Annotated in this window: 24 protein-coding genes; 11 read left to right on the top strand and 13 right to left on the bottom strand. The window is 37.0% G+C overall.

Annotation, left to right across the window (positions count from 1 at the left end; genetic code table 11):
- Positions 1 to 123: 123 nt before the first annotated feature.
- Positions 124 to 1266, bottom strand: coding sequence for an acyl-CoA dehydrogenase (locus tag E2636_RS01405; protein ID WP_134208310.1), 1143 nt, complete (start codon positions 1264 to 1266; stop codon positions 124 to 126).
- A gap of 88 nt (positions 1267 to 1354) precedes the next feature.
- A complete protein-coding gene (locus E2636_RS01410; RefSeq protein WP_134208312.1) occupies positions 1355 to 2281 on the bottom strand; it encodes a bifunctional helix-turn-helix transcriptional regulator/GNAT family N-acetyltransferase in 927 nt (308 codons plus the stop codon).
- A gap of 183 nt (positions 2282 to 2464) precedes the next feature.
- Here E2636_RS01410 and E2636_RS01415 point away from each other — a divergent pair, with 183 nt between their 5' ends.
- A complete protein-coding gene (locus E2636_RS01415; RefSeq protein WP_134208314.1) occupies positions 2465 to 3070 on the top strand; it encodes a class I SAM-dependent methyltransferase in 606 nt (201 codons plus the stop codon).
- A 77-nt stretch (positions 3071 to 3147) separates the two neighbouring features.
- Here E2636_RS01415 and E2636_RS01420 read toward each other — a convergent pair whose 3' ends face one another.
- Positions 3148 to 4812, bottom strand: a complete 1665-nt coding sequence (locus E2636_RS01420; protein WP_134208316.1) for a formate--tetrahydrofolate ligase — start codon at positions 4810 to 4812, stop codon at positions 3148 to 3150.
- A 262-nt stretch (positions 4813 to 5074) separates the two neighbouring features.
- On the opposite strand from E2636_RS01420, the gene E2636_RS18845 reads away from it, so the two are divergent.
- From E2636_RS18845 to E2636_RS01435, 4 genes are all read left to right on the top strand, one after another.
- A complete protein-coding gene (locus E2636_RS18845; protein WP_166669464.1) occupies positions 5075 to 5239 on the top strand; it encodes a hypothetical protein in 165 nt (54 codons plus the stop codon).
- 395 nt (positions 5240 to 5634) lie between these two features.
- A complete protein-coding gene (locus E2636_RS01425) occupies positions 5635 to 6354 on the top strand; it encodes a YebC/PmpR family DNA-binding transcriptional regulator (RefSeq protein ID WP_134208318.1) in 720 nt (239 codons plus the stop codon).
- A 621-nt stretch (positions 6355 to 6975) separates the two neighbouring features.
- On the top strand, positions 6976 to 7140 hold the full coding sequence (locus E2636_RS19620) for a YjcZ family sporulation protein (protein WP_134208320.1): 165 nt from the start codon (positions 6976 to 6978) through the stop codon (positions 7138 to 7140).
- A 691-nt stretch (positions 7141 to 7831) separates the two neighbouring features.
- Complete coding sequence (locus E2636_RS01435) at positions 7832 to 8596, top strand: MerR family transcriptional regulator (protein ID WP_134208322.1); 765 nt, start codon at positions 7832 to 7834, stop codon at positions 8594 to 8596.
- Positions 8597 to 8660: 64 nt separating this feature from the next.
- Here the strand turns inward: E2636_RS01435 and E2636_RS01440 are convergent, their stop codons facing one another.
- Positions 8661 to 9914, bottom strand: a complete 1254-nt coding sequence (locus tag E2636_RS01440) for an erythromycin esterase family protein (RefSeq protein ID WP_134208324.1) — start codon at positions 9912 to 9914, stop codon at positions 8661 to 8663.
- Positions 9915 to 10098: 184 nt separating this feature from the next.
- A complete protein-coding gene (gene asnB, locus E2636_RS01445) occupies positions 10099 to 11946 on the bottom strand; it encodes an asparagine synthase (glutamine-hydrolyzing) (RefSeq protein ID WP_134208326.1) in 1848 nt (615 codons plus the stop codon).
- A gap of 397 nt (positions 11947 to 12343) precedes the next feature.
- On the opposite strand from asnB, the gene E2636_RS19250 reads away from it, so the two are divergent.
- Positions 12344 to 12418 carry a DinB family protein gene (locus E2636_RS19250; RefSeq protein WP_243840759.1) on the top strand — a complete coding sequence of 25 codons (75 nt, stop codon included), beginning with the start codon at positions 12344 to 12346 and terminating at the stop codon, positions 12416 to 12418.
- Positions 12419 to 12606: 188 nt separating this feature from the next.
- Here E2636_RS19250 and E2636_RS01455 read toward each other — a convergent pair whose 3' ends face one another.
- The 3 genes from E2636_RS01455 to E2636_RS01465 all read right to left on the bottom strand — a co-directional run bounded on the left by E2636_RS01455 (position 12607) and on the right by E2636_RS01465 (position 14677).
- Positions 12607 to 12807: a hypothetical protein gene (locus E2636_RS01455; RefSeq protein ID WP_134208328.1), complete on the bottom strand. Its 201-nt coding sequence runs from the start codon at positions 12805 to 12807 to the stop codon at positions 12607 to 12609.
- Positions 12808 to 12832: 25 nt separating this feature from the next.
- Positions 12833 to 14146, bottom strand: coding sequence for an NAD(P)-binding domain-containing protein (locus tag E2636_RS01460; RefSeq protein ID WP_134211724.1), 1314 nt, complete (start codon positions 14144 to 14146; stop codon positions 12833 to 12835).
- Positions 14147 to 14230: 84 nt separating this feature from the next.
- Complete coding sequence (locus tag E2636_RS01465) at positions 14231 to 14677, bottom strand: MarR family winged helix-turn-helix transcriptional regulator (RefSeq protein ID WP_134208329.1); 447 nt, start codon at positions 14675 to 14677, stop codon at positions 14231 to 14233.
- Between the two features lie 88 nt (positions 14678 to 14765).
- Between E2636_RS01465 and E2636_RS01470 the strand changes: the two genes are divergently transcribed.
- Positions 14766 to 15266, top strand: a complete 501-nt coding sequence (locus E2636_RS01470) for a GNAT family N-acetyltransferase (RefSeq protein WP_134208331.1) — start codon at positions 14766 to 14768, stop codon at positions 15264 to 15266.
- Positions 15267 to 15337: 71 nt separating this feature from the next.
- On the opposite strand, the gene E2636_RS01475 is transcribed toward E2636_RS01470, so the two are convergent.
- The 3 genes from E2636_RS01475 to E2636_RS01485 form a co-directional block, all read right to left on the bottom strand.
- Positions 15338 to 15541 carry a 2-hydroxymuconate tautomerase family protein gene (locus E2636_RS01475; protein WP_134208334.1) on the bottom strand — a complete coding sequence of 68 codons (204 nt, stop codon included), beginning with the start codon at positions 15539 to 15541 and terminating at the stop codon, positions 15338 to 15340.
- A gap of 158 nt (positions 15542 to 15699) precedes the next feature.
- A complete protein-coding gene (locus E2636_RS01480) occupies positions 15700 to 16065 on the bottom strand; it encodes a VOC family protein (RefSeq protein WP_134208336.1) in 366 nt (121 codons plus the stop codon).
- The gene (locus E2636_RS01485; RefSeq protein WP_134208338.1) at positions 16052 to 17233 is read right to left on the bottom strand and encodes a YbfB/YjiJ family MFS transporter; all 1182 of its coding nucleotides are present in this window, start codon (positions 17231 to 17233) and stop codon (positions 16052 to 16054) included. The genes E2636_RS01480 and E2636_RS01485 overlap by 14 nt, the downstream gene beginning before the upstream one ends.
- Positions 17234 to 17502: 269 nt before the next feature.
- Here E2636_RS01485 and E2636_RS01490 point away from each other — a divergent pair, with 269 nt between their 5' ends.
- From E2636_RS01490 to E2636_RS01500, 3 genes are all read left to right on the top strand, one after another.
- Positions 17503 to 17700, top strand: coding sequence for a TraR/DksA C4-type zinc finger protein (locus tag E2636_RS01490; protein WP_134208340.1), 198 nt, complete (start codon positions 17503 to 17505; stop codon positions 17698 to 17700).
- Between the two features lie 240 nt (positions 17701 to 17940).
- Positions 17941 to 18450 (top strand): GNAT family N-acetyltransferase, encoded by a 510-nt coding sequence (locus E2636_RS01495; RefSeq protein WP_134208342.1) that lies wholly within the window; start codon positions 17941 to 17943, stop codon positions 18448 to 18450.
- Positions 18451 to 18799: 349 nt separating this feature from the next.
- A complete protein-coding gene (locus tag E2636_RS01500) occupies positions 18800 to 19879 on the top strand; it encodes an ATP-binding protein (RefSeq protein WP_134208344.1) in 1080 nt (359 codons plus the stop codon).
- A 322-nt stretch (positions 19880 to 20201) separates the two neighbouring features.
- On the opposite strand, the gene E2636_RS01505 is transcribed toward E2636_RS01500, so the two are convergent.
- Both E2636_RS01505 and E2636_RS01510 read right to left on the bottom strand, forming a co-directional pair.
- Positions 20202 to 20993, bottom strand: coding sequence for an SDR family oxidoreductase (locus tag E2636_RS01505; protein ID WP_134208346.1), 792 nt, complete (start codon positions 20991 to 20993; stop codon positions 20202 to 20204).
- Positions 20994 to 21015: 22 nt separating this feature from the next.
- Entirely contained in the window at positions 21016 to 21453 is a 438-nt protein-coding gene (locus tag E2636_RS01510) for an OsmC family protein (RefSeq protein ID WP_134208348.1), read from the bottom strand.
- A 428-nt stretch (positions 21454 to 21881) separates the two neighbouring features.
- On the opposite strand from E2636_RS01510, the gene E2636_RS01515 reads away from it, so the two are divergent.
- Positions 21882 to 22736, top strand: coding sequence for an STAS domain-containing protein (locus E2636_RS01515; RefSeq protein ID WP_134208350.1), 855 nt, complete (start codon positions 21882 to 21884; stop codon positions 22734 to 22736).
- Positions 22737 to 22908: the final 172 nt, after the last annotated feature.

A 22908-nucleotide genomic window follows, 5' to 3' on the forward strand; every position in this document is an offset into this window, starting at 1 on the left:
ACGTCGTGCCCCACGGAAAGCGTCCGCATGGAGCGGAAATCTAGTTTGTTCGGATTTTATTCCTAGATTTTTTATTATAAATTTGACTCACATATGTATTAATTTATATTGATGTTTCATAATTTAGGTATTCAAAAGATATTTTGAAATGACGATTCTTTGAATTTCATTTGTTCCTTCATAAATTTGCGTAACCTTCGCATCGCGAAACAGTCGTTCAACGGGGTAGTCCTTAGTGTAGCCATAACCACCATAAATTTGAACAGCTTCAATAGCAGACTTCATAGCTGTATCTGTAGCAAAGCATTTTGCCATTGACGCCTCTTTCCCGCATTCAATCTCTCGACTTCGCAAATCGGCAGCTCGATAGACTAGCATTTTTGCTGCCTCAACCTGAGTAGCCATATCAGCCAATTTAAAAGAGATTGCCTGCATCTCTGCAATAGGTTTACCGAATTGTTCCCGTTGTTTTGCATATTTTATTGAATAGTCTAAAGCAGCTTCTGCAATCCCTAGACCTTGCGCAGCAATTCCAATACGTCCTACATCAAGATTGGCCATGACAATTTTAAAACCTTCACCTTCCTGCCCAAGTAGGTTTTCTGCTGGTACTTCGACATTCTCAAAAAATAATTCCGCTGTATTGGAGCCATGAAGTCCCATTTTCTTTTCAACTTTCCCAACTGTAAACCCAGGAGTGTTTTTTTCTACGATAAATACTGAAAGCCCCTTTTTGCCCTTTTCAGGATCAGTAAGGGCAAGGGTAATATAGGTGTCCGCTACTCCAGCACTGCTAATGAAGACTTTAGCTCCATTCAAAACATACTTATTCCCTTTTTTTACTGCTGTTGTTTTGATGTTTCCAGCATCAGATCCGGCGCTTGGCTCTGTCAGAGCAAAAGCTCCTATGAACTCTCCTGTTGCTAGTTTAGGAATGTATTTCTTTTTCTGTTCGTCTGTTCCAAAATATAAGATAGGATTAGTCCCTACGGAAGAGTGAACTGAAAGCATTTCACCAACTGTTGCACTTACCTTCGAAATTTCGTTAATAACTAGAATAAAAGAGGTGAAATCTAAAGCCGAACCTCCGAACTCCTCAGGAACTGTCATGCCCATTAAACCTTGTTTGCCCATTTTCCGGACTACCTCTAATGGGAATTCATCTGTTTCTTCCATATGCAAAACAGCAGGTGCAATAACATTTTGAGAAAAGTCGCGTGCCATTTTACGAATCAATTGTTGTTCTTCTGTAAATTTCAAATCCATTAAAATCTCTCCTTTACCCCGTTTTTATACTAGTTTTAAGAAAGACAACTCTTATCCTAGTATGTTCGCGTATGTCCATTTAAAATATTTAATTATCAGTTGTAAGATCAAGGTCCCAACGTTGTTCCATTAATTGAGATTCAGTCCATTCCTCATTTGGTTTTTCTTCAGTTAATGTAAAGTTATATTTTTGATAAAGGTAGCGTGCTGTGTTTAAAATACTCACTGTCCATAAGAAAATATGTTGATAGTTTTGTTGCTTACAGAAATCGAGGGCAGTTTCCATAAGTTGTTTACCTATACCCAATCCTTGATAATGTTCATCCAAAACAAACCATCTTAACTGAGCTACTGAATCACTAGAGTGAGTAATTGCGATAGAGCCTACGATTTCACCATTAACTAAAGCGACCCATAAATCGCCTCCTTCTGTATTCACCATGAATTCCGTTAATCCTTTCATAACGTAGTATTCAAACAGTGGCCCAAAGTTGTATGTTTTATCGTAGAGCTTGCCATGTAGATGAGCTACTAAACCTATATCTCCTGGCTTAAATGAACGAATGGAGACTTCGAGATTTTTATGTTGTTGAGAAAAAATAGATTCGATTGTTTCCATGGCTTTTACAATCTTGGACTGATCTATTTTCGATATGGATTGAATCATGTTACCTACTTCACGATTTGCATTTTCAACCAAACCATTAAATACTTCTTTTCCGTAATCAGTTAGATAGAGTAAATATTGACGTTTATCTACTAATGAATTCTTTTTATAAATAATTTTGTCATCCTCAAACCGCTGAACAATTCGGCTCATATACCCACGGTCAATACCAAGATGCTCTCTAATTTCTGTTGCAGTGCAACCGTTTCTTAAATTTATTTCAGTAATTACGCGCGCTTCTGTTAATGGTATTGGACGATTATAGATTTCTTGATCAATTTTCCCAAGAAAGTTCGCATAATACCTATTGAATTTCCGTATATTTTCTATATTTTGAATGGATTCCATATAGAGCCCCCTTAATAGTTTGAAAATTTAGCTAACTATATTGTAAGTTACTTTAGTTGATTTAGTCAACTAAGCGTAGTTGGAGTCTTGAGAGACATCAATTGCGAATAGTATAAGGGGAATTGTAAAATAAGGATGACGGAAGTAAAAGATAGTAGTAAGGCTATGAAGGAGTATGAGAAAATGAACAATCAATGGGACAATCGATTTCAAATAAATGACTATTTATTTGGTAAGGAAGCGAATGAATTTATCAAATATTGTTACGAAAACTTTCAACTGAAAACTGGAGATGCATTAGCCATAGCAGAAGGTGAAGGACGGAATGCTGTATTTGTAGCTCAAAAGGGTATCAATGTAACCACATGGGATTATTCGGAAGTAGGTCTAGAAAAAACAAGAGAGCTTGCTAAGGAAAATGGGGTAGTTGTTAAGGCAGAACATGTTGATTTAAATGACGCTCCTTGGAAAGAAAACCAATGGGATCAAATTTTTTGTGTGTTTGGTCATTTTCCTAAACAGTTGCGAGAGTCAACTCTAGCTAATATTAAGAAAGCATTAAAACCAGGAGGTTATTTCATAACAGAAGTGTATTCTGTTCATCAACTTCCATATCAAAGTGGAGGGCCTAAAGATGCTTCATTACTGTACACTCCTGAAGAGTTTATTAGTCAATTTAATGACTGGCGTACGATTCATTTCTTTATGGGTGAAGTCATGCGTGATGAAGGGTCGCACAATGGTTTATCTCATGTTATTCAACTAGCTGTTCAGAAACCTACGCTGTAGAAATTTACGAACAATTATAAAGGAGGTCCTCATAGAAATTATATGGGGACCTCCTTATTCGGTTCTTGAAGGTTAATTTAAAATAAACCGACGGCATTTCCATCATCATCAATGTCCATTTTGAGAGCAGCGGGTTGTTTCGGTAAACCAGGCATGGTCATAATGTCACCTGTTAAACAGACTAAGAAGCCTGCACCCAGTTTAGGGATAATGTCTCTTATTGTAATGGTAAATCCCTCAGGTCTCCCATATAGCGCGGGTTGGTCAGAAAGAGAATATTGCGTTTTCGCCATACAGATGGGCAGTGCATCCCAACCATATTTCTTTAATTCTACTAGCTTTTTCTTAGCTTTGTCTGAAAGGTGAATGCCAGAACCACCATAAACTTGTTGGACGATAATCCGAAGTTTTTCTTCCACGGAATCAGTTTCATCATAAAGCATGGTAAAGTTTTTCGGTTTTGCTAACTCTTGTTTAACCAGTTTAGCTAATTCAAGTCCACCTTTACCACCATTCTCCCATACATGTGTGAGGGCAATTTGAACACCATGTTGTAGTGCCCAATTCATAACTTCTTCTAATTCTTCGTTTTCATCCGTGATAAAACGATTTAATGCAATAACCGGTTCAATCCCAAACTGACGAATCGTATGTACGTGTTTCTCCAAATTCGCCATTCCACGTTTAACGGCGCTAGCATTTGGGTGTGTCAGTTCAGTTTTTTCGACGCCACCATGCATTTTTAGAGCTCGAATAGTTGCCACAATGACAACGGCATCTGGGTGGAAATTTCCTTTTCTTGATTTGATGTGCATGAATTTCTCTGCACCTAAATCCGCTCCAAATCCAGCTTCCGTTATAACGATGTCAGCAAGTCTTCTAGCTGTGTTTGTAGCTAATAAGGAATTACAACCATGCGCAATATTTGCAAAAGGACCTCCGTGAATAATTGCAGGAGTACCTTCTATTGTTTGAACTAAATTTGGTTTGAATGCATCTTTTAATAGCAAAGTTAAAGCACCCTCTACTGCTAATTGTCTTACTGTAATGGGTTCTTTGTCATATGTATAAGCAATCACCATTTGAGCAAGTCGCTCTTTTAAATCTTTCAATGTAGTTGCCAAGCATAAGACTGCCATGATTTCTGAAGCAACAGTGATATCAAACCCATCTTGTCTAGGAACACCTTGCAGTGGACCACCTAAGCCGATAGTTATTTGTCGCAATGCACGGTCATTAATATCTAAAGCACGCTTCCAAGCAATTCTTCTCGGGTCTATGTTCAGTGCGTTGCCTTGATGTAAATGATTATCAATCAATGCGGCTAACGCGTTATTTGCAGACGTGATCGCGTGTATATCTCCTGTAAAGTGAAGATTGATGTCTTCCATCGGTAATACTTGTGCAAAACCACCACCAGTGGCCCCACCTTTTACACCCATAACAGGACCTAGAGAAGGTTCACGCAATGCAACGATGACGGATTCGTTCAGTTGGTTGAATGCATCTGCCAGTCCCACTGTTACCGTTGATTTTCCTTCTCCAGCAGGAGTTGGACTTATAGCCGTTACTAATACGACTTGTCCAAGTTTAGTTGCAGGAGGTAATGAATCGACGTTAATCTTTGCTTTATAGTTGCCGTATAATTCAAGTGCTTGTCTAGGAATTCCTGCTTTATCAGCTATTTCATTAATAGGTAATATGGTTGCATTGGTTGCAATAGATAAGTCAGTAAAGGTCATGAATGTTCACCCTTTCGTGTTCGTCTTATTTTAGAGAAAAATCTATAATTGATTAGTCTTTTGTAATAGTTTAAACAATATTTATCATATCATAATTTCTGATACATAAAGACTTCTAAAGTTGTGAGGATATTATAGCTCTGTTCATATTTTTTTTTATGGATCAACCATTTCAACTATCGAGAATTATTGCTAAAGAATGGTGTTTTAAATAGAGAATTTGGGAATACTAAAACAACCTATATATGACGGAGGAATACTCATGTTCGATTCTAATAATAAGTATAAACAAGAGGATAAAACTAAGACAAAAATTGAAAATGAGAAGAAGAGCATCAAGCTATCTGCTAATGATGTGTCAGAGGAAAAAAGTGAGAATACGGAGACTGTTGTGTTACAAAACCGAATTAATACAGAAGGACTATAAAAGTATTCGTATTCGAGCAGCACTAGCCAAAACCAAACCAATTAGGCCCCTACACACTGCGTGTTTCGGGGTATTTTTGTGGGATAAATTGGGCGAAAGGGAATAAACTCTGCTTGAACGGGAATAAACGGGGTTTGAACGGGAATAAAGCGACTGTGGACAGGAATAAACACCTCGCGAACGGGAATATATCAAAATGAAAGGGAATAAACCCGTCGAGCGCGCCTACTAGTAAACGTAGCTAATTCTTTGATCAAGTTAAAGATATTAAGATAATCGTAATTCACTCGAAGCTTATATAGCTCATGGTGTATAATGCAACTGTGAGCAAGAATCATATCTACTGTTTGAATATCGTAATATAAAGAGACAAACATGAAAGCGAGTGAAAAAATATGGGGCGCAAATGGAATAATATTAAAGAAAAGAAAGCTTCGAAGGATTCAAATACTAGTCGTATTTATGCGAAATTCGGACGCGAAATTTATGTAGCAGCAAAACAAGGTGAACCGGATCCAGATTCAAATCGTGCATTAAAAATTGTACTAGAACGCGCAAAAACATATAGTGTTCCAAAAGCTATTGTGGATCGTGCAATTGAAAAAGCAAAAGGCGGCTCAGAAGAAAATTATGATGAATTGCGTTATGAAGGTTTTGGACCAAACGGCTCTATGGTAATCGTCGAAACACTGACAAACAACGTCAATCGTACAGCATCAGATGTGCGTGCTGCATTTGGTAAAAATAGTGGGAATATGGGTGTAAGTGGATCAGTAGCTTACATGTTTGATGCGACTGCAGTCATTGGCATGGAAGGGAAAACAGCAGATGAAGTTCTTGAACTTTTATTAGAAGCAGACGTGGACGTGCGAGACATTTTAGAAGAAGAAGAAGCGGTTATTGTGTACGCTGAACCCGATCAATTCCATGCGGTGCAAGAAGCATTCAAGAATGTTGGCATTATAGAATTTACAGTAGCTGAACTGACAATGCTAGCACAAAATGACATTATACTCGATTCTGATGCACAAGTACAATTTGAGAAAATGATTGATGCCTTAGAGGATTTAGAAGACGTTCAACAAGTTTATCACAACGTTGATTTGGGCGAATAAAGATTGAATAAGCTGTACCTTAAATCAGGATTAACCTGGTTAAGGTACAGCTTCTTTTAATGGTATTTTCTTTTATTCTGAGTCATAGCGCAGTTACGCTGGTCTTAATAAAATTGGAAAAGGGACATGCCTGGTTAGACATGCCCCTTTGTTTATATAAGATAACATAATAACTTTGAATGATATTGTTCATCCCGAATATTCGGGGAATAATTTCCTAAGAAAGTGTTCCTTGCTTTCCGTGCCGCGGTCATTTGTCCACTGGTTGTCTTCCTTAAGCAACGTAAACCCTACCTTCTTTTACGTCCTTGCGACCCTATAGTCGCGCCAGTGTGAATAAGTTTAATCAAAAACATCGAGTAGATGCCAGAATTTCAAATCTTACTTGCTATCTTATCTTGTTAACTAGAGTATTATCACATGATTCTTTGTTTTTGTCAATAAACTTTCTAATATCCTTTTAATTATGTTAGTGAAAGAAGCTGCTTATTTCTTCTTTACAATTACCCGTTACTGGTGACTACATATCACCAAACGGAATAAAACTCCGCTAATCCCTAGGTCCCTTAATATAAATTACATAAGATAATAATAAATAATGAAAGAAAGGGGGACTTTACAATGGATAATTATAGTGCTTATGGTGCTTACGGTGATTGTGGAGGCTATGCTCCAGTTGGTGGCCAGTACGAGAGCTACCCTCGTAGAGGGAATACATTTGCTTTAATTGTGGTTCTTTTCATTCTATTAATTATTATTGGCGCACATTTCCAGAAAAAATGTTAAGTAGTAAACATTTTTGTGTGCAGTGAAAGAAAAAATATAATTACTCCCCCCGAAATTTCCCCATTCAAATAAAGATTGGAACGTATAAAGCAAATGTTCACCACAACTAATCGAGTTGTGGTGTTTTTTGATTAGAATTCTGCTCGACTAATTTTTCAGTTCACTTTGAACGGCAAACCCACGGCACCATAAGTTAGAGAATGAAATCCTATCGATGTGACATGACAGAGTCACATCGATAGGTTTCTTAAATTTAGGCAATCTTGCGGCAGATGAATGTCCGAGGCTCCCCTAGTTTTATTATCGAGCGATTGCTCAGTTGTAATTATTGGCTGTCACGTTGTAAATCTGGACGGTCACGTTGTAAATATAGACCTTCATGTTGTAAAAATCTCGATCCACGTTGTAATAGTTGAATTTTGGAAGATAATATCGATTATTATTTAATATTCATTAACTCAACGACTCTAAAATGATATTCACTTATCGTAAGTCTCAGCACCATTTTAAGCTGCTAATTTCTTGAAAGTAAAAGCATACTTTGATCGAGTTTTCTGGATTTGAATGAATCTTATCCAAAGATTTTTCTTCGAATTAAAAAATGTTTTTCCAAACGTACTTTTCTTTTAGAAATTCATTTGACATTGACGTAACGTAAAGGTGTACGATGAGTTTGTCAGGAGTTGATGAAATGGAATATACGGTGCAAAAACTAGGGAGGTTAGCTGGCGTTAGTACACGGACGTTACGCTATTATGACGAGATGAATCTTCTTAAGCCTGCGAGAATCAATTCATCGGGCTATCGTATTTATGGGCAAACTGAAGTGGATCTATTGCAGCAAATCTTATTTTATAGAGAACTGGGTATGAGTCTCGATCAAATCAAGCAAATTGTGAACAATCCATCATTTGATGGTGTAAAGGCACTGAACGCTCATCGCTCACAACTCCTAGACAAACGACAGCAATTAGATAAACTGATTGCCAATGTAGAAAAAACAATTTCTTCAACGGAAGGGAGTATCATTATGACGAACAATGAAAAATTTGAAGGCTTTAAACAAAAAATAGTGGATGATAATGAGCAAAAGTATGGAAATGAAATACGAGACAAATATGGCGATGATGCTGTGGATCAATCTAATGCTAAAGTTCAAGCTATGACACAAGCGCAACATTTAGATGTGAAACAACTAGCGAAAGACATTACCTCAACTTTGGCTGTGGCATTTAAAACAGGAGACCCAGCGAGTGAACTTGCGCAAAATGTAGCGGAATTGCATAAGCAGTGGCTTATGTTTTACTGGAGTGAATATAGCATAGAAGCGCATGAAGCGCTTGCACAAATGTACGTGGATGATGAAAGATTTAAAGCTTATTATGATAAAGAAGTTCCTGGAACGGCAGAGTTTTTGCGAGATGCTATTGTTGTTTACACCAATGCATTAAAATAAAAATTTTTGGTCCAAAGTCTATAGACTACGGACCATTTTTTTAGGTTCCGATAAGTTTTTCTTGTTATTCAAGAGGAGAAAGAGCTTTCGTCTGATCTAGGTAAATAAAAGCGTCATAGCGGTTTCCGATTTTGGAAGGAACATAATTATATTGTGCTTCATACACAGGGTCGTACACCACGCCAATTGCTCTATGGCCAATCCAGTCAGTAAAGAAATGACGATTTTCATTAGTAAAGATTAACAACTTATTAAACGCACCACTCATATGTAAAGAATCCTCCCACGAGCCCTTCAAAGCGGAAGGCACTTCAATCTGTTTATAAGGAACTCCCCATTCTTCTGCTGCAATGACAGTTCCTCGATGAGTACCAAACCCCACAGTATAGACATCTTTCTTTTTATTCTGTAATCGAACAATCTGACCTACATTCATCATGTCGGATGCTTCCATATCTGTAGCTGAAGCATCTCCTAGATGGGAGTTGTGTTCCCAAACGATAATCTTTGCTTGTTCTCCGTGGTAATCCATTACTTCATTGATAACTTCAACCATATGCTTATCTCTAATATTCCAAGACAACTCATCACTTCGAACCGTTGCGCGGTAATAGTTTTCAGCGTTATGTACAACCATGGCATTCACTAGTAAATCCAAAGTTTCTTCTTGTTCAATTTTACTTTTGTCCTTATTGTGTGCTCGAATGGAAGTCAAGAGTTTTGAAACTGCATCTACACATGCTTGTGAAATGTTAACAGAGGCCATCGCATAGCTATGAGAATCCCGGTTAAATGGTTTAAAACAACGGAACGCTTTTTTGGCTAACTCTAAATCAGTTCCGTCAGGATGTGTTTTTCTTAAATATGTAATCACTTCATCTAAGGATTCCCACAAACTGTATACATCAATTCCATAAAATCCTATTTTGTGATTCGCTTCTTTTTGTTGGTTGTGCAGCTTTAACCATAAAATAAATTCAGCGATTTCTTCATTCGCCCACATCCATGAAGGCCATCGTTTAAATGTACTTAAAACATCTCGTACATCTTTCTTCTCTACGTCATAGTCTTTAATAAACCTGTTAATTTGCTGGGTGGATGGCCAATCCCCCTCGATAGCAATAAGCGTAAATCCTTTTTCTTGGATTAGCTTTTTTGTTAATGCTGCCCGAACTGAATAAAATTCAGAAGTACCGTGGGTAGCTTCTCCTAATAGGACGATTTTAGCTTCCCCAATTGCTTCAATAATAGGTTTTAAATCTTCGTCTGTTTCGAATGGAAGGGCATTTCTTTTAATCGATTTTTCAAGAGGATTCAATATAAACGCTCCTTTTCATCTAAGTATTAGTCTAAAGAAAATATTTCAGTCATACTTCATAAGAACTTACATGAATACAAGGAATGAAACCATTTTTCTGTAAGCATACACGAGATATAACTAGCAGCAAAACATATTAACAAAAAAAATGGCCATAAGTCAGTAGACTAAAGGCCATTCCGTCTTATTCAATTATTTGTATACGTGTGTCTTTAAACCAAACATGCATTTGTGCTAAGTGCGCGAGTAACTGCGGACCTGACATTAGCTGTCCGAACCATGGTACTTTGAATGCGGATCCTTTAGAATCAACTAGTTCGTTTAGTCGGTTACGATCAAAAAGCTCATGTAGAATTGAATTCTTGTCTTTCAGAATTTCTTTTAGCCAGTATTGAACACGGTCAGTGTAATAAGGGTTATGTGTTTTCGGATAAGGACTCTTTTTACGATAAAGCACTTCGTCAGGCAACATGCCATCTAATGCTTTACGTAAAATGCCTTTTTCCCGATTTCCAGCCATCTTCATATCCCATGGAATGTTCCAAGCGTATTCGACGAGGCGATGATCGGCAAACGGCACTCGAACTTCAAGGCTAGCTCCCATACTCATGCGATCTTTTCGATCAAGCAGGGTCGTCATAAACCACACTATGTTTAAATAAAACATCTCTCTTCGTTTGGCGTCTATGCTACTTTCTCCATCAAGTCTAGGGGTTTCGGCTACAGTTTCGTCATATGCTTGTCGAGCGTAGGCTTCAAGATTTAGTTTTTGACGCCAATCATCTTTTAACAATGATACACGCTCATTCGTTGACCGCATCCAAGGAAATCCAGTACCGTTTAAATCTTTGACGTTGTGGAACCACGGATAACCTCCAAAAATTTCATCGGCACATTCTCCTGACAACCCGACTGTGAAATCTTGTTTTATTTCCCGGCAAAACCACAGTAAAGAAGAATCAACATCCGCCATTCCTGGTAAGTCACGGACATGAACAGCTTCAGTCAAATCATTGATTAACTGGTCTTGGGTAATGATAGAAGAATGGTGAACGGTACCGAATGTATCCACTATTTTATCGATATAAGTACTATCTGCATTTGGTTGGAACTCATTCGCTTTAAAAAATTTAGCGTTGTCTTCGTAGTCAATGGAATACGTATGGAGTGGATCTTTTCCATCTAACTTATAACGATTGGCAGCGATAGCGGTAATGGCGCTGGAGTCAAGGCCACCTGATAAAAATGTGCAAAGTGGAACGTCGGATACGAGTTGTCGTTCCACTGCATCAGTTACGAGGAATCGAACTTTCTCTGCAGTTTCATCGAGAGAATCTGTATGCACTTCACTTTTAACATTCCAGTAGCGCCAAATTCGCAGACCTAGTCGAGAAATAGTTAAAGCGTGAGCAGGGCGTAGTTCATGTATTCCGTGGAAAACTCCTGAACCAGGCTTTCTAGATGGACCAACAGCTAATACTTCAGCCAAGCCTTCGCGCGAAAGCTGAGGTTTTACATCGGGATGTGCAAGAAGGGACTTTATTTCTGAACCAAAAAGAAATCCTCCATTATTTTCACTATAAAACAATGGTTTGACCCCAAGACGGTCACGTGCAATAAAAACTTTCTGGTCTTTTTCATCCCAAATGGCAAAGGCAAAAATCCCATTAAAATACTCAACGCATTGTTCTTTCCACTCGATATACGAAGTCAATAATACTTCCGTATCGGAATGTCCTGAAAAAGTATAGCCTTTTCTTAGCAGTTCTTTCCGAAGATCTTCCGTATTATATAATTCGCCGTTGTAGCTAAGTGTATACCGATTGTCATGATGAACTTTTGACATCGGCTGTTTGCCACCTATAGGATCGACAACTGTCAATCGTCGGTGACCAAAAACTGCATGTGTATTTAACCACACATTCTCATCATCAGGTCCACGCTTAGACAGCGTCTTCGTCATTTTCTCAACGACAGATGCTTGCGTACGTAAATCTCGGTTAAAATGAACCCAACCTGTAATCCCACACATTGTTCTTCATCCCTTCTACCTTCAAGGCTTAATTAATTGCATCTCCCTAGCCTATGCAAAATAATTAATATTGCTCACGAGATAGGAAATGAAACCAACTCTGTCGAAGCATTTGGATAAAGACAGTGGATAGAAAGGGGGATATGTATGAAAATATTTTCTGCTTACAACTGGGTGGAATATTGCATACGTTGTTCCATACGCATTATTCAAGGCAAGCCTAATTTTCAAGAGAGTTTTGAGATTATTAGAGTTTGAAGAAAGTCAAAGGGTTGGATATGCTCTTTAAAAAAGATGTGGAGGAGTTTGTCGCTGCGTGGGAAAGTAGTTTGGAAAATGAACTTTTGCAAGAGACCAAACAAGATGCAGCATAGAAACCCTCAGATGGGGGGAGATAATGCGCCACGTCATCGCACATGAAATCCATCATGTCGGTCAAATGTCTGTGTGGGCTAGGGAAATTGGGAAATAACCCGTCTCAGCAAATCTAATAAGAAGAGGACTGACTTAGGTTTGGGGGAGTTAGTTAATTACTGTCTCAAATTATGAAGTAAAAATAAGGATGTACAACTAAGTTAATAGTAACTTAGTTGTGCATCCTTTTATTAGCCAAGAAATGATAAGTTTTTTTTAGCAATACGGTGCCTTTCGCTTTTCTTATTAGGATGCATCCATTTCGGCAATGGCCTCAATAAAAGCTTGAAAAGAAACAGTGCCGAAATGGTTCGGATCTCCTTTGAAGAATTGTTCAAGCATATCTTGTTTTGCGCAGGAAGCTGAGCATTCTTTTGCGCGCATAATTAAATTAAGATAGGCGACAAAATAAGATTTAGACAAATTACCACCGTGGTTTACCACCATTTTTCTCCCTCCATATCTTTTATCTTTAACAACAAGAATTTTTTGTAAGCAAGTTCGTACTACAGACGCCCGTTTCTGGTAAATCTAATTCTACGCGTTTAGCTGCTTCTAAATCTCCTGTTAAGTGAGCGACAACTGACCTTACTTGCTCATAACCTGTGGCCATTAAAAAGGTTGGAGCGCGTCCATAACTCTTCATACCTACGATGTAAAAGTTCTTTTCAGGTTGACGAAGTTCAGTTTCTCCATGAGGTCGGACAGTGCCGCAACTGTGTAAGTTCGGATCAATAAGTGGCGCAAGTTTAGAAATACTTTCAGTTGCAGAATCAATGTCTAATCGAATTTCTCGTAAAAAATTAAAATCGGGACGAGACCCAGTATTCGCGATAATTTCATCAATATGGTGAATCGTAGTTCCTTCACCTTTCGTGGTTCCATGAATGGTTAAAGAGTTACCTTCATCAATCACTTGATGTATTAGAAAAGGGGTATGAGTGGAAATTCTCCCATTATCAACTAATTGGTGTATACGAGATCCTAATTGACCTCTAGCTGGAAGTGCATCTAAAGCTTCTCCGCCATATGCATCTTCCACACGGTTTTTGCGAAGAATCCACACGATTTCGGTCCCTTCCAGAGTGGCTAATTCTAAAATAGTATTGATTGCAGAGTGACCGCCACCTACTACTGCAACTCGCTTATGTTCAAATTTAGAACGAGATTCTCCCGTTATATCAGGAATGCCATACGTTATTTTAGATGCAAGTAATTTCTCTTGTTTTGTCCAGACATTGTCCGCATTAACAGGATTCGGTTGACCCCAAGTTCCAGTGGCATCTATGATTGCTCTAGCTTCAATTCTTTCAGTTTGACCTTCTTTTTCTACATACAAAACAAACGACTGTTCATCTCGTTTCGCATTCTTCATCTTATCTAATCCATTTTTGCTAATGGCCATAACTGTTGAATCTAATTTAATAAACGGTTTAATTTGAGGCAGATTGGCTAATGGGATTAAATAATCCTCAACGATATTTTTTCCGTATGGCAAACGTTTCATAACGGGTGCTAGCCAACCGTTCTCTTGTAAAAGTTGCATAGCTACTTTATCAATATTGAACTGCCACGATGAGAATAAACGTACATGTCCCCAAGTCAAAATATTATTTCCTACACTAGGACCAGACTCAATAAGTAGAAACTTTTCATTTTTAGCTACTAAATGTGCTGCTGCAGCCAAGCCAACTGGACCTGCTCCGATAATTGCGATTGGCATAGTGGATAATTCACTATTATTTGAGGGTACTTCAGAATACTTTGATAGGATGTTAAAGTTCATTTTGTCTTTCGTCATGTGGATTCCTCTTTTCTTTATAATTGTAAAATGCAAGTATTAACTAAGTATAAGCAAGATTTCTCTTGCTTAGATTAATGGTGTGCAGCAAACACTTGATTTCGACATGGCATTATTTAATAGCTTAATCGATCTTAAAACGGTTTCTTGTTCAAATTCATTCATATGTGAGAAGATTTCATCTAAATATGCGTTCATTGATGATTCTACTGATAGTGCTATTTTATGTCCTTCGTCTGTTAAAGATAAAATATAAAAGCGTTTATCATCTGAAGAGGGAGACTTTGCAACAAGTTGCATCTTTATTAACGTTTGTATTTGGCGACTAAATGTCGTGACATCAATCGCTAAAATGTCTGCGATTTGTTGCATCGATGGACTATGTTGTTTATCTATTTCATATAGAATATGACTATGCACGGTTGTAATATCGATGTTCCCACCTGCACAACAGTTTTTATTTAATATACCGAAGCGGCGAGTTAAAATTTGAAAAAGCTCACGTTTGTTATCCATGTTGTCACCTCTTTAAATTAATTATATGTCATTCATTTGCAAAATGCAACTATTATGTTAAAGTTAATTTAAAATAAGGAGTGTTCATATGAAATTTATAATTCGTCAAATGCTTCCATCAGATTGGGGTCAAGTTAAAGAAATTTACGAAGAGGGTATCAAAACGAAAAACGCGACTTTTGAAACAATGGCACCATCGTATGAAAAATGGATGGGATCAGCACACCCAGGTTGTCATTTAATTGTAGAAGAAGATTTTCAAGTGTTGGCATGGGCAAAAGTACTTTATACATCATCCCGTCCAGTGTATGCCGGTGTGGGAGAAGTCAGTATTTACGTCCATCCAAAAGCAAAAGGAAGAGGAATTGGAAAACAGCTTTTACTCGAGCTAATCCGAGTTTCTGAGCAACATGGATTTTGGACATTAAAAGCAGTCATCTTTCCTGAAAACGAAGCGAGTATTCGGTTACATAAAAAGTGTGGATTTCGAGTCGTGGGAAAACATGAGAAGATGGGAGAACTGGATGGTGTATGGCGAGATAATATAGTATTGGAAAAAAGAAGTGATGAAGTAGGAATTGATAAATAAGTTAGTGTCTGTAAAAGAAAAAGTCACACAAGCATTCTCAAAGTACTTGTGTGACATGTTCAGCACTTTCATTATTTACCTAGGTGACGTCTCTCGGTTACCGATTGACCACCAATTCCCCAATTGTCAGTATTTACTTCATCAATAACAACAACAGTTGTTTCAGGATTTTTGTCTAAAACATCCACTAATAGCTGTGTGACGCCTTTAATAAGTTCTGCCTTTTTCTCTGGAGTTACATGTTCACTTGTAATTTTAATGTTTACGTAAGGCATTTTCATCACTCCTCGCTATTCTTACATGTAGAATTCATGATTTTCAAGTTATAATCTTTTGCTTCAAGCGGCAACCATCGTGCGCTTTTACGGGGGCAGAAAGGCGCAATTTTCGCTTTCCATCTTCGGTGCAAGTTAAGAAGACGTTTGAGCTTTGCTTACATCCATTCTAGAAATTCTAATCGATTACCGAAGGGGTCATCCACATAGAACCGTTTCGCTCCTGGTAATTTATCGTCAACTTGAATCGAGATACCTTTTTCTCTGATATGAGTAGCAAACTCTTCGATATCTGACACTTCAAAAGCGGGATGTGCTTTTTTCGCTGGTATAAAAGATTTTTCTACGCCAACATGTATGTGTACATGTCCATTCGAAAACCATACCCCTCCATTTTTCTTTAACTCATGCGGTTTTTCTACTTCTTGCAATGAAAGAATTCCCTGAAAAAATAAGCGTGCTTTTTCTTCACTACCAATTGGTGCTGCTAGTTGAATATGATCAACTCGTTTAATTAACATCATCTTTGCTTTCCGCCCTTTCATGTTTAACTAATGGAAGTAAAAATAGTGCGGCGATAAATACTACTAAAGCTGCGCCTGAAAGTGCCCCTATATAACTTTCTGTTTCTGCAGTTAATACTCCTGCAATCGAAGGTCCAATCATTTGTCCAAGTGCATAAACGGTCGTCATGATAGCGATGACTCGTGCACTACCAAGAGGGTTTCTATCACGTGCAAAGGCTGTGGCAAGAGTCGTTACTCCCATAAAAGTTGCACCAAAAAGAATGGCACTTACATAAAAACTGAAAGAAGAATCGGATAACGCTGGTAATACGATTCCAACAGCTTGAATGAGTAATAGAATCATTAAGGACAACATGTACCCGTATTTACTTCCAAAGTATGACCAGATGACGCATGAAGGGATTGCCATTAAACCAACTAAGACCCAAACACTTGTGGCATTGCCACCAAAAGAGGGAGTCTGTTGAGCAATTGCAACAATGAATGTCCCTGTGACAATATAGCCTAATCCTTCTAATCCATACGATGCTAGTAACCAAAGGAGCCATTTTGTCTTTTTCTTTGGTTTTATAGGTGTAATAGGCAGATTGACAGTAGGTTCGGTAGTATCTTCTTTAATTGTTAGAAACACAATAATACTTAAGAGTCCGGCTAAGCAAGCAAGACCTATCCAAGCACCTTGATAATGAAAGTTCTCTATTAATAGAGGAACAAGTAATCCCGATATGAAAATACCAAGACCAACCCCGCCATACATAATGCCAACCCATCCAAGTTTCCGTTGTTTTGCCAATTGATCAAGTATTAAACTCGAAGCTAAGACAAAAACGAATGCACTGGTAATACCTGAAAAGAAACGCCACACCATCCATGAAGTGTGACTGTATGTAAGACCCATCAATAACGTAAATAAAACACTGAAAATGATAGTAACTCGCAAAAAAATGGCGCGATTGCGTTTTAAAGGAACAACAATGGCGATAATAGCACCAAGCAAATAGCCTGCGTAATTACTTGAGGCTAAGAAACCAGCGAAGCGTGTAGAAAATTCAGCTTCTTGTTGCATAAAAGGCAAGATAGGTGTGTAAGCAAAACGCCCTATACTCATGGCAATAAAAAGGGCGAAAACGCCACCGATGACAATTGAATAAGGATTTCTAGACAAGGCGAATCCTCCTTTATTTTTCTTTTCCCATCATACTCTATTAAATAAAAAATTGAAAAAAAGGTTTGATTTCCATGATAAAGAGGAGATATATATAGAAAAGCAAAGAAAGTAGGACATAACATATGAATGTTCAACAATTAAAGCAATTGAAAGATCAACTAACGCAAGACTTGCAAGAAGTAAAAGGACGTCTTCAGGAAGATGCCCTTTTAGAAACAACATAGTTATCCAATTATGATAATGATCTTGCTGATAACGCGACGGATTTGACAGGTCAAAATACAGAAATGGCGATTGAACATCACAAGGAAGAAGAAATAGAACAAATTGAAACGGCATTGCAAACAATTGAAAATGGTACGTACGGAATATGTGCAGTAGGTGGGGAAGACATTCCATTTGAAAGACTTGAAGCTTTACCAACAGCACAAACATGTGTTGAACATGCCGATCAAGATGTTTAAATAACAAGAAGATAAGAAAGATTAAACAGATAATTTTAAATATAAAAAACGCAAACGAAGAATTCTTTCGTTTGCGTTTTTCACCTATTTCAGTAAAAGTTCCACACTATTCAAAAGAGCAGACTTTATTCTATAATTGAAAATATGAAAGGTATATAAATTGAACGAAGAAACAAATAATTGCAAAATAAGTGGTCATTTCATTAATGTTCAACTTTTATGAAAAAGGGGTAATTTAAGATGATATTAGTCAAGCCATCACTTGAGTGGAAAGAACAACACAAAGCTTACATGGTAGATTGGGGATCTGCACGAATGGTTCCGAGTAGCATGGATTTATCAGGATTTCATACATATGAAGAATATTTATATGCATTGGAGGCACGTGCAAAAGGCAAGGCTCCTTGGGTACCGAGTTCCCATTACTTTTTAGTGAATAATGACCATCAAATCGTGGGAATGGTCGATATTCGTCATAAACTCGACGAGTTTTTGCGAACAATCGGTGGACATATAGGGTACGGTATTCTTCCCTCTGAACGAAATAAAGGGTACGCAACCTATTTATTAAAAGAAGCGCTTAATAAATGTAAAGAACTTCATATTAATCAAGTTCTAATAACATGTGATGAAGACAATATTGGTTCTACAAAAGTCATTTTAAATAATGGGGGAGTAGAAGACGATTTGTTTATTACTGAAGAAGGTCAGATGAAAAGAAGGTTTTGGATTTCTGTTAAGGAATCTTGAAATAAATGAATGTCTGAATATTTTATAAATTTTTTCATCTAATTATAATGGAATTATTTTCTTATGTGATAGTATAAGATAAATAGCCTATTAAACTAGCTATCGGTACCTATTGCCAAGTGGGATTTAACTGAATAAAATGAATTTATTTACAATAAAAACAGTTAAATGTTGCTAAAAAGTATAAAAAGTAATAAAAAATGGTAAAATTCTGTTTTCAATCTATCAATTATCAGTTAAACTTAATTTAATTAAATGAAAATTCGAATTATTAGGACGCTTAATTATATCTTTGATTTTTATAAATGCACCCCATATTTGTCTAATTCAATTGAAAGGAGTCCGAATTATGAATCAATTAGTAGAAACTATGGAATCAAATGAAATACTTCAAAGTGAAATGATGTATAGCCAAATAATTGAATATTCAGTTGAGTCCATTATTATTCATGCAGAAAACAAAGTACTCTATATTAATCAAGTAGGATCTGAATTTTTAAGAGGAACAAAAGAACAAATAATTGGCTCAAACTGTCTAAATATTATTCAGGATGACATGAGAGACATGATTAGTGAACGAATTCAACAAGGCATGTGTGGAGAACCTCTTGAAGTTATTGAACAATCAATTATACGATGTGATGGGACCCTCGTGGATGTTGAGTTTTACTGTCAGCAAGTTCAATTTGGTAATCGAAAAGCCATGCAAACCGTTTTTAGGGATATTACGATGCGAAAAGAAACGGAAAAAATGTTGTATGATCGACAAAAAATGGCGTCGATTGGACAAATTGCTGCAGGAATTGTACATGAAGTGAAGAATCCGCTAACTTCAGTTAAAGGTTTTTTACAATTACTAAAGGAGAATAATCCACACCCTTATATACTAGCGATGGAAAGTGAATTAGAGAAGGCAATTGATACATTGTCAAATTTACTTCAAGTAGCTAAACCCGATCTCTACAGCGAACCAATTACCGAAATTGATTTATGTAAAGAACTGTCCTCTCTTTTGTTTTTGTTTCAAGACAAACTATATGACATAGAGATTGAAACAGATATTCAAGATTGTGATAAACATATATATGGAAAGAAGAATATGTATTTAAAAGCATTTTTTAATCTGATTAAAAATGCAATTGAAGCAATGCCGGGTAAAGGGAAGCTTCGAATTGAACACTACTATCAAAGTGACAGCGTTAATGTGAAAATTATCGATACCGGTGTCGGTATTCCTAAAGATAAAATTAATTTACTTGGAACTCCATTTTATTCGAACAAAAGCGATGGAACCGGCCTAGGTTTAACACAAGTATTCTCTACAATTAATGATCATGGTGGACAAATAACTGTACACAGTGTTGTCGACCGGGGCACAACAGTTCACATGAAATTACCAGAGAAACCAGTTGGTTTTGAAATGCATTGATTATGTCTATTTGTCGATTTCTCAGATATGAGAAATGTATAGTGAAACTCAAATTTCAATGTTGATATAGTAGAGATTAAGTATTATAGCTGTTAATGTCCATTCAGATATCCTGAAAAGGGCATTTTTTTTTTCATTAATTTACTAGATATGAAAGTATAATTTTTTTCGAGCAATACCTTCGTACCTTGAGTTGTTATGTCTAGCTTCGAGCTCCAACACCAAAGGTTCAAAACCAGTAATGAGCTAGAAGGCGCATTCTGCTTTTCTTATTTAAATTCATAAAAAAGCACCAATCTATGAAAGACTGATGCAAAAAAAATTATAGAGCTTTTAACATACCGCCGTCTATGATAAGAGATTGACCGGTCATATACGTATTTGCAGGAGATGCTAGAAATAACACAACCTTAGCAAATTCTTCAGGTTGTCCATAACGTCCGATTGGAATTAAACTTTCACTGCGTTTTACAATGTCTTCAACAGAAACACTTTGTTTAGCTGCTGCAATTTGGTCGAGTTCAGCAACGCGGTCTGTTGCAATACGACCTGGACCGATGGTATTTACTAAGATATTATTTTTAGCATATTCTCTAGCTAAACTTTTTGTCAGTCCAACCATACCAGATCTGAAGGTATTAGATAGGATCAACCCATCGATGACTTCTTTTGTCGAAGAAGAAGAGATATTGATGATACGTCCGAAATTAGTTGCTTCCATATGAGGCAATACAGCACGTGTCGTCCGAATATAACTAAGTAAGTTCTTTTCAAACGCAGCCATCCAATCACTATCTTCTAAGTCTTTAAATCCACCAGCAGTTGGTCCTCCTGTATTATTAATTAATATATCGGCACCGCCAAATTCTGCCGTTACCCAAGCGAAAAGAGCGTTTATGTCTTCAACTGAAGACATGTCACATGTTTTAGCATAAACTTGCTGGTTATTCGTCAGTTGCTTAATTTCATCAACTGTCTGAGCCAATGTTGCTTCATTACGACTGGATATAAGAACTGTAGCCCCTTCTTTAGCAAATTCAAGAGCAGTTGCTTTTCCTAAACCTTTACTCGAAGCTGTAACGAGAACAACTTTATCTTTTAATTGTAAATCCATACAATCCCTCTTTTCTTTAAACTTATATGACTTCAAGCTTAACTTCTAATTCAATCTCTACATTCCCTTTAAGTGCCCGACTGATCATACAAGAACTTTCGGCTTTTTTTGCTATTTTCTGCGCTAACTCCAAATCTGTTCCAAATTGTAACTTGAGATGAGGACGATGAATAATCTTTTTGTACGTGATGACTCCTTTGGTAATATCAACGATGCCTTCAGAGGTCATCGTTAAACTTTCTTTCTCTATCTTGCTACGTTCAAGCATAGCGGCAAGAGTAATAATATAACAAGTAGCAGCTGCGCCAAGTAACATTTCATCAGGATTCGTTCCGATTCCAGGACCGTCCATCTCAGGCGGAATCGAAATCTTGGTATGTAAGTTTGCGGTCTCTATTGTTCCCACATCATTACGAAGACCGGGCCAATTTGCCTTTAAATGAAAAGAATGAAGTGCCATAAAAATCCCCCTCGTTCTTCTATTCTTCATTGTAAATGATTTTACAGAATAATATAGTAATGATGTTTCATGAAGTGAAACTTTTTAATTGAATTTACAGTAGGACTAGCTTCTTTTTGGGGCAGATGGAAATTGCGGTAATAAAGAGTGAGGAGGAATGGTGCAATGTTTTATATTTGATTCTGAATTATTTCGTGCCTTCATGCAATGGAAATACCATCCTGAATAGCGCGAATATATCGTTCATCTTTTTGGAGCATTATTTTTAATGCTCGTTGTCCTAATAGAGGCTTATACAAATTGGGTAGAAATTTTGCTAGAATTATTGTAATCCTTTTTCTATCTACTATAGTAGAAACTTAAACAGTAGAAACTTAAACAGTGGTACACTTAAATTACATTTTAAGGGTACAAAGGGGCGTGAATACGTGGATGAGCGAATGCTAACATTAAAAGGAAAGAGTTTTCAAAACTTTGACGAAGCGGCCGAATGTATTTTACAGATGATGAGTAAAATTGTCGATATGAATACACTGTTTATCGCAAAAAACGATAAGGAAACAAATCGGATTATCAAAGCAGTGAATGCAAAAGATCATCTTATAAATGAAGGGGAAGAACTGCCTTTTAAAGATACTTTTTGCAAATTGACTGTAGACCATGGTCGTAAAATCTTAGTGATTGAAGATATAACTCAACACCAACAGGCTAATGAACTCCAAGTGACAGCAGATTTAGGGAGCGGCTCTTTCATAGGCATTCCTATTTATTTTGAAAATGGAGAAAACTATGGAACCATCTGTGGATTAGATACGAAAAACATAGAGTTTCCTGAGCAGCATATACAAATATTTGAATCAATGGCTTCTGTCCTTACATATGTACTTGAACTGGACAAGGCAAATGAACATATTCAAACACTAACTGCTCCTTTAGTGCCTATAACAAAAGGTGTAGCTATTTTACCGATTATAGGTGATATTACAGCACAACGAGCAGAAAATATTATTCAAATTGCTTTAGCGAAAAGCCAAGATTACGATCTAGACTATTTAATCGTCGATTTGTCCGGAGTTACTCAAATTAATGCTACCGTTAGTGGGGCACTTTTAAAACTCGTGAAAATACTAGAAATTATTGGAGTCAAACCTATTTTGACAGGTTTCCAACCTCAAATGGCTATGAATGCACTACAAGTACATATGGATCTCAAAGACATCACGATTGAGTCTACTTTAGAACGAGCGCTCCAGCGAATCGGTTTTGTATTACAACGTGAATAGCCAAAAGAAAGCACCTTTTCACATTGGAAGGTTTTTTCTTTTGGCTATTTTTTTTTTTTAATAAGAGTGCCAGAACTATATATGAGAAACAAAGCATGACACGATGATATTTACGTGTCATGCGTACGGTTAGAGAAATTGATAAAACACAGTAAACCATCAAAAATTAAAT

The organism is Paenisporosarcina antarctica (genome assembly GCF_004367585.1).
GTDB classification, from domain to species: Bacteria; Bacillota; Bacilli; order Bacillales_A; family Planococcaceae; genus Paenisporosarcina; species Paenisporosarcina antarctica.

Bases quoted from the DNA above. Each gene is read 5' to 3' on its own strand.
- E2636_RS01405 (WP_134208310.1), bottom strand. From the start codon at position 1,266: ATGGATTTGAAATTTACAGAAGAACAACAATTGATTCGTAAAATGGCA.
- E2636_RS01410 (WP_134208312.1), bottom strand. From the start codon at position 2,281: ATGGAATCCATTCAAAATATAGAAAATATACGGAAATTCAATAGGTAT.
- E2636_RS01415 (WP_134208314.1), top strand. From the start codon at position 2,465: ATGAACAATCAATGGGACAATCGATTTCAAATAAATGACTATTTATTT.
- E2636_RS01420 (WP_134208316.1), bottom strand. From the start codon at position 4,812: ATGACCTTTACTGACTTATCTATTGCAACCAATGCAACCATATTACCT.
- E2636_RS18845 (WP_166669464.1), top strand. From the start codon at position 5,075: ATGTTCGATTCTAATAATAAGTATAAACAAGAGGATAAAACTAAGACA.
- E2636_RS01425 (WP_134208318.1), top strand. From the start codon at position 5,635: ATGGGGCGCAAATGGAATAATATTAAAGAAAAGAAAGCTTCGAAGGAT.
- E2636_RS19620 (WP_134208320.1), top strand. From the start codon at position 6,976: ATGGATAATTATAGTGCTTATGGTGCTTACGGTGATTGTGGAGGCTAT.
- E2636_RS01435 (WP_134208322.1), top strand. From the start codon at position 7,832: ATGGAATATACGGTGCAAAAACTAGGGAGGTTAGCTGGCGTTAGTACA.
- asnB (WP_134208326.1), bottom strand. From the start codon at position 11,946: ATGTGTGGGATTACAGGTTGGGTTCATTTTAACCGAGATTTACGTACG.
- E2636_RS01455 (WP_134208328.1), bottom strand. From the start codon at position 12,807: ATGGTGGTAAACCACGGTGGTAATTTGTCTAAATCTTATTTTGTCGCC.
- E2636_RS01460 (WP_134211724.1), bottom strand. From the start codon at position 14,146: ATGAACTTTAACATCCTATCAAAGTATTCTGAAGTACCCTCAAATAAT.
- E2636_RS01465 (WP_134208329.1), bottom strand. From the start codon at position 14,677: ATGGATAACAAACGTGAGCTTTTTCAAATTTTAACTCGCCGCTTCGGT.
- E2636_RS01470 (WP_134208331.1), top strand. From the start codon at position 14,766: ATGAAATTTATAATTCGTCAAATGCTTCCATCAGATTGGGGTCAAGTT.
- E2636_RS01475 (WP_134208334.1), bottom strand. From the start codon at position 15,541: ATGCCTTACGTAAACATTAAAATTACAAGTGAACATGTAACTCCAGAG.
- E2636_RS01480 (WP_134208336.1), bottom strand. From the start codon at position 16,065: ATGATGTTAATTAAACGAGTTGATCATATTCAACTAGCAGCACCAATT.
- E2636_RS01495 (WP_134208342.1), top strand. From the start codon at position 17,941: ATGATATTAGTCAAGCCATCACTTGAGTGGAAAGAACAACACAAAGCT.
- E2636_RS01500 (WP_134208344.1), top strand. From the start codon at position 18,800: ATGAATCAATTAGTAGAAACTATGGAATCAAATGAAATACTTCAAAGT.
- E2636_RS01505 (WP_134208346.1), bottom strand. From the start codon at position 20,993: ATGGATTTACAATTAAAAGATAAAGTTGTTCTCGTTACAGCTTCGAGT.
- E2636_RS01510 (WP_134208348.1), bottom strand. From the start codon at position 21,453: ATGGCACTTCATTCTTTTCATTTAAAGGCAAATTGGCCCGGTCTTCGT.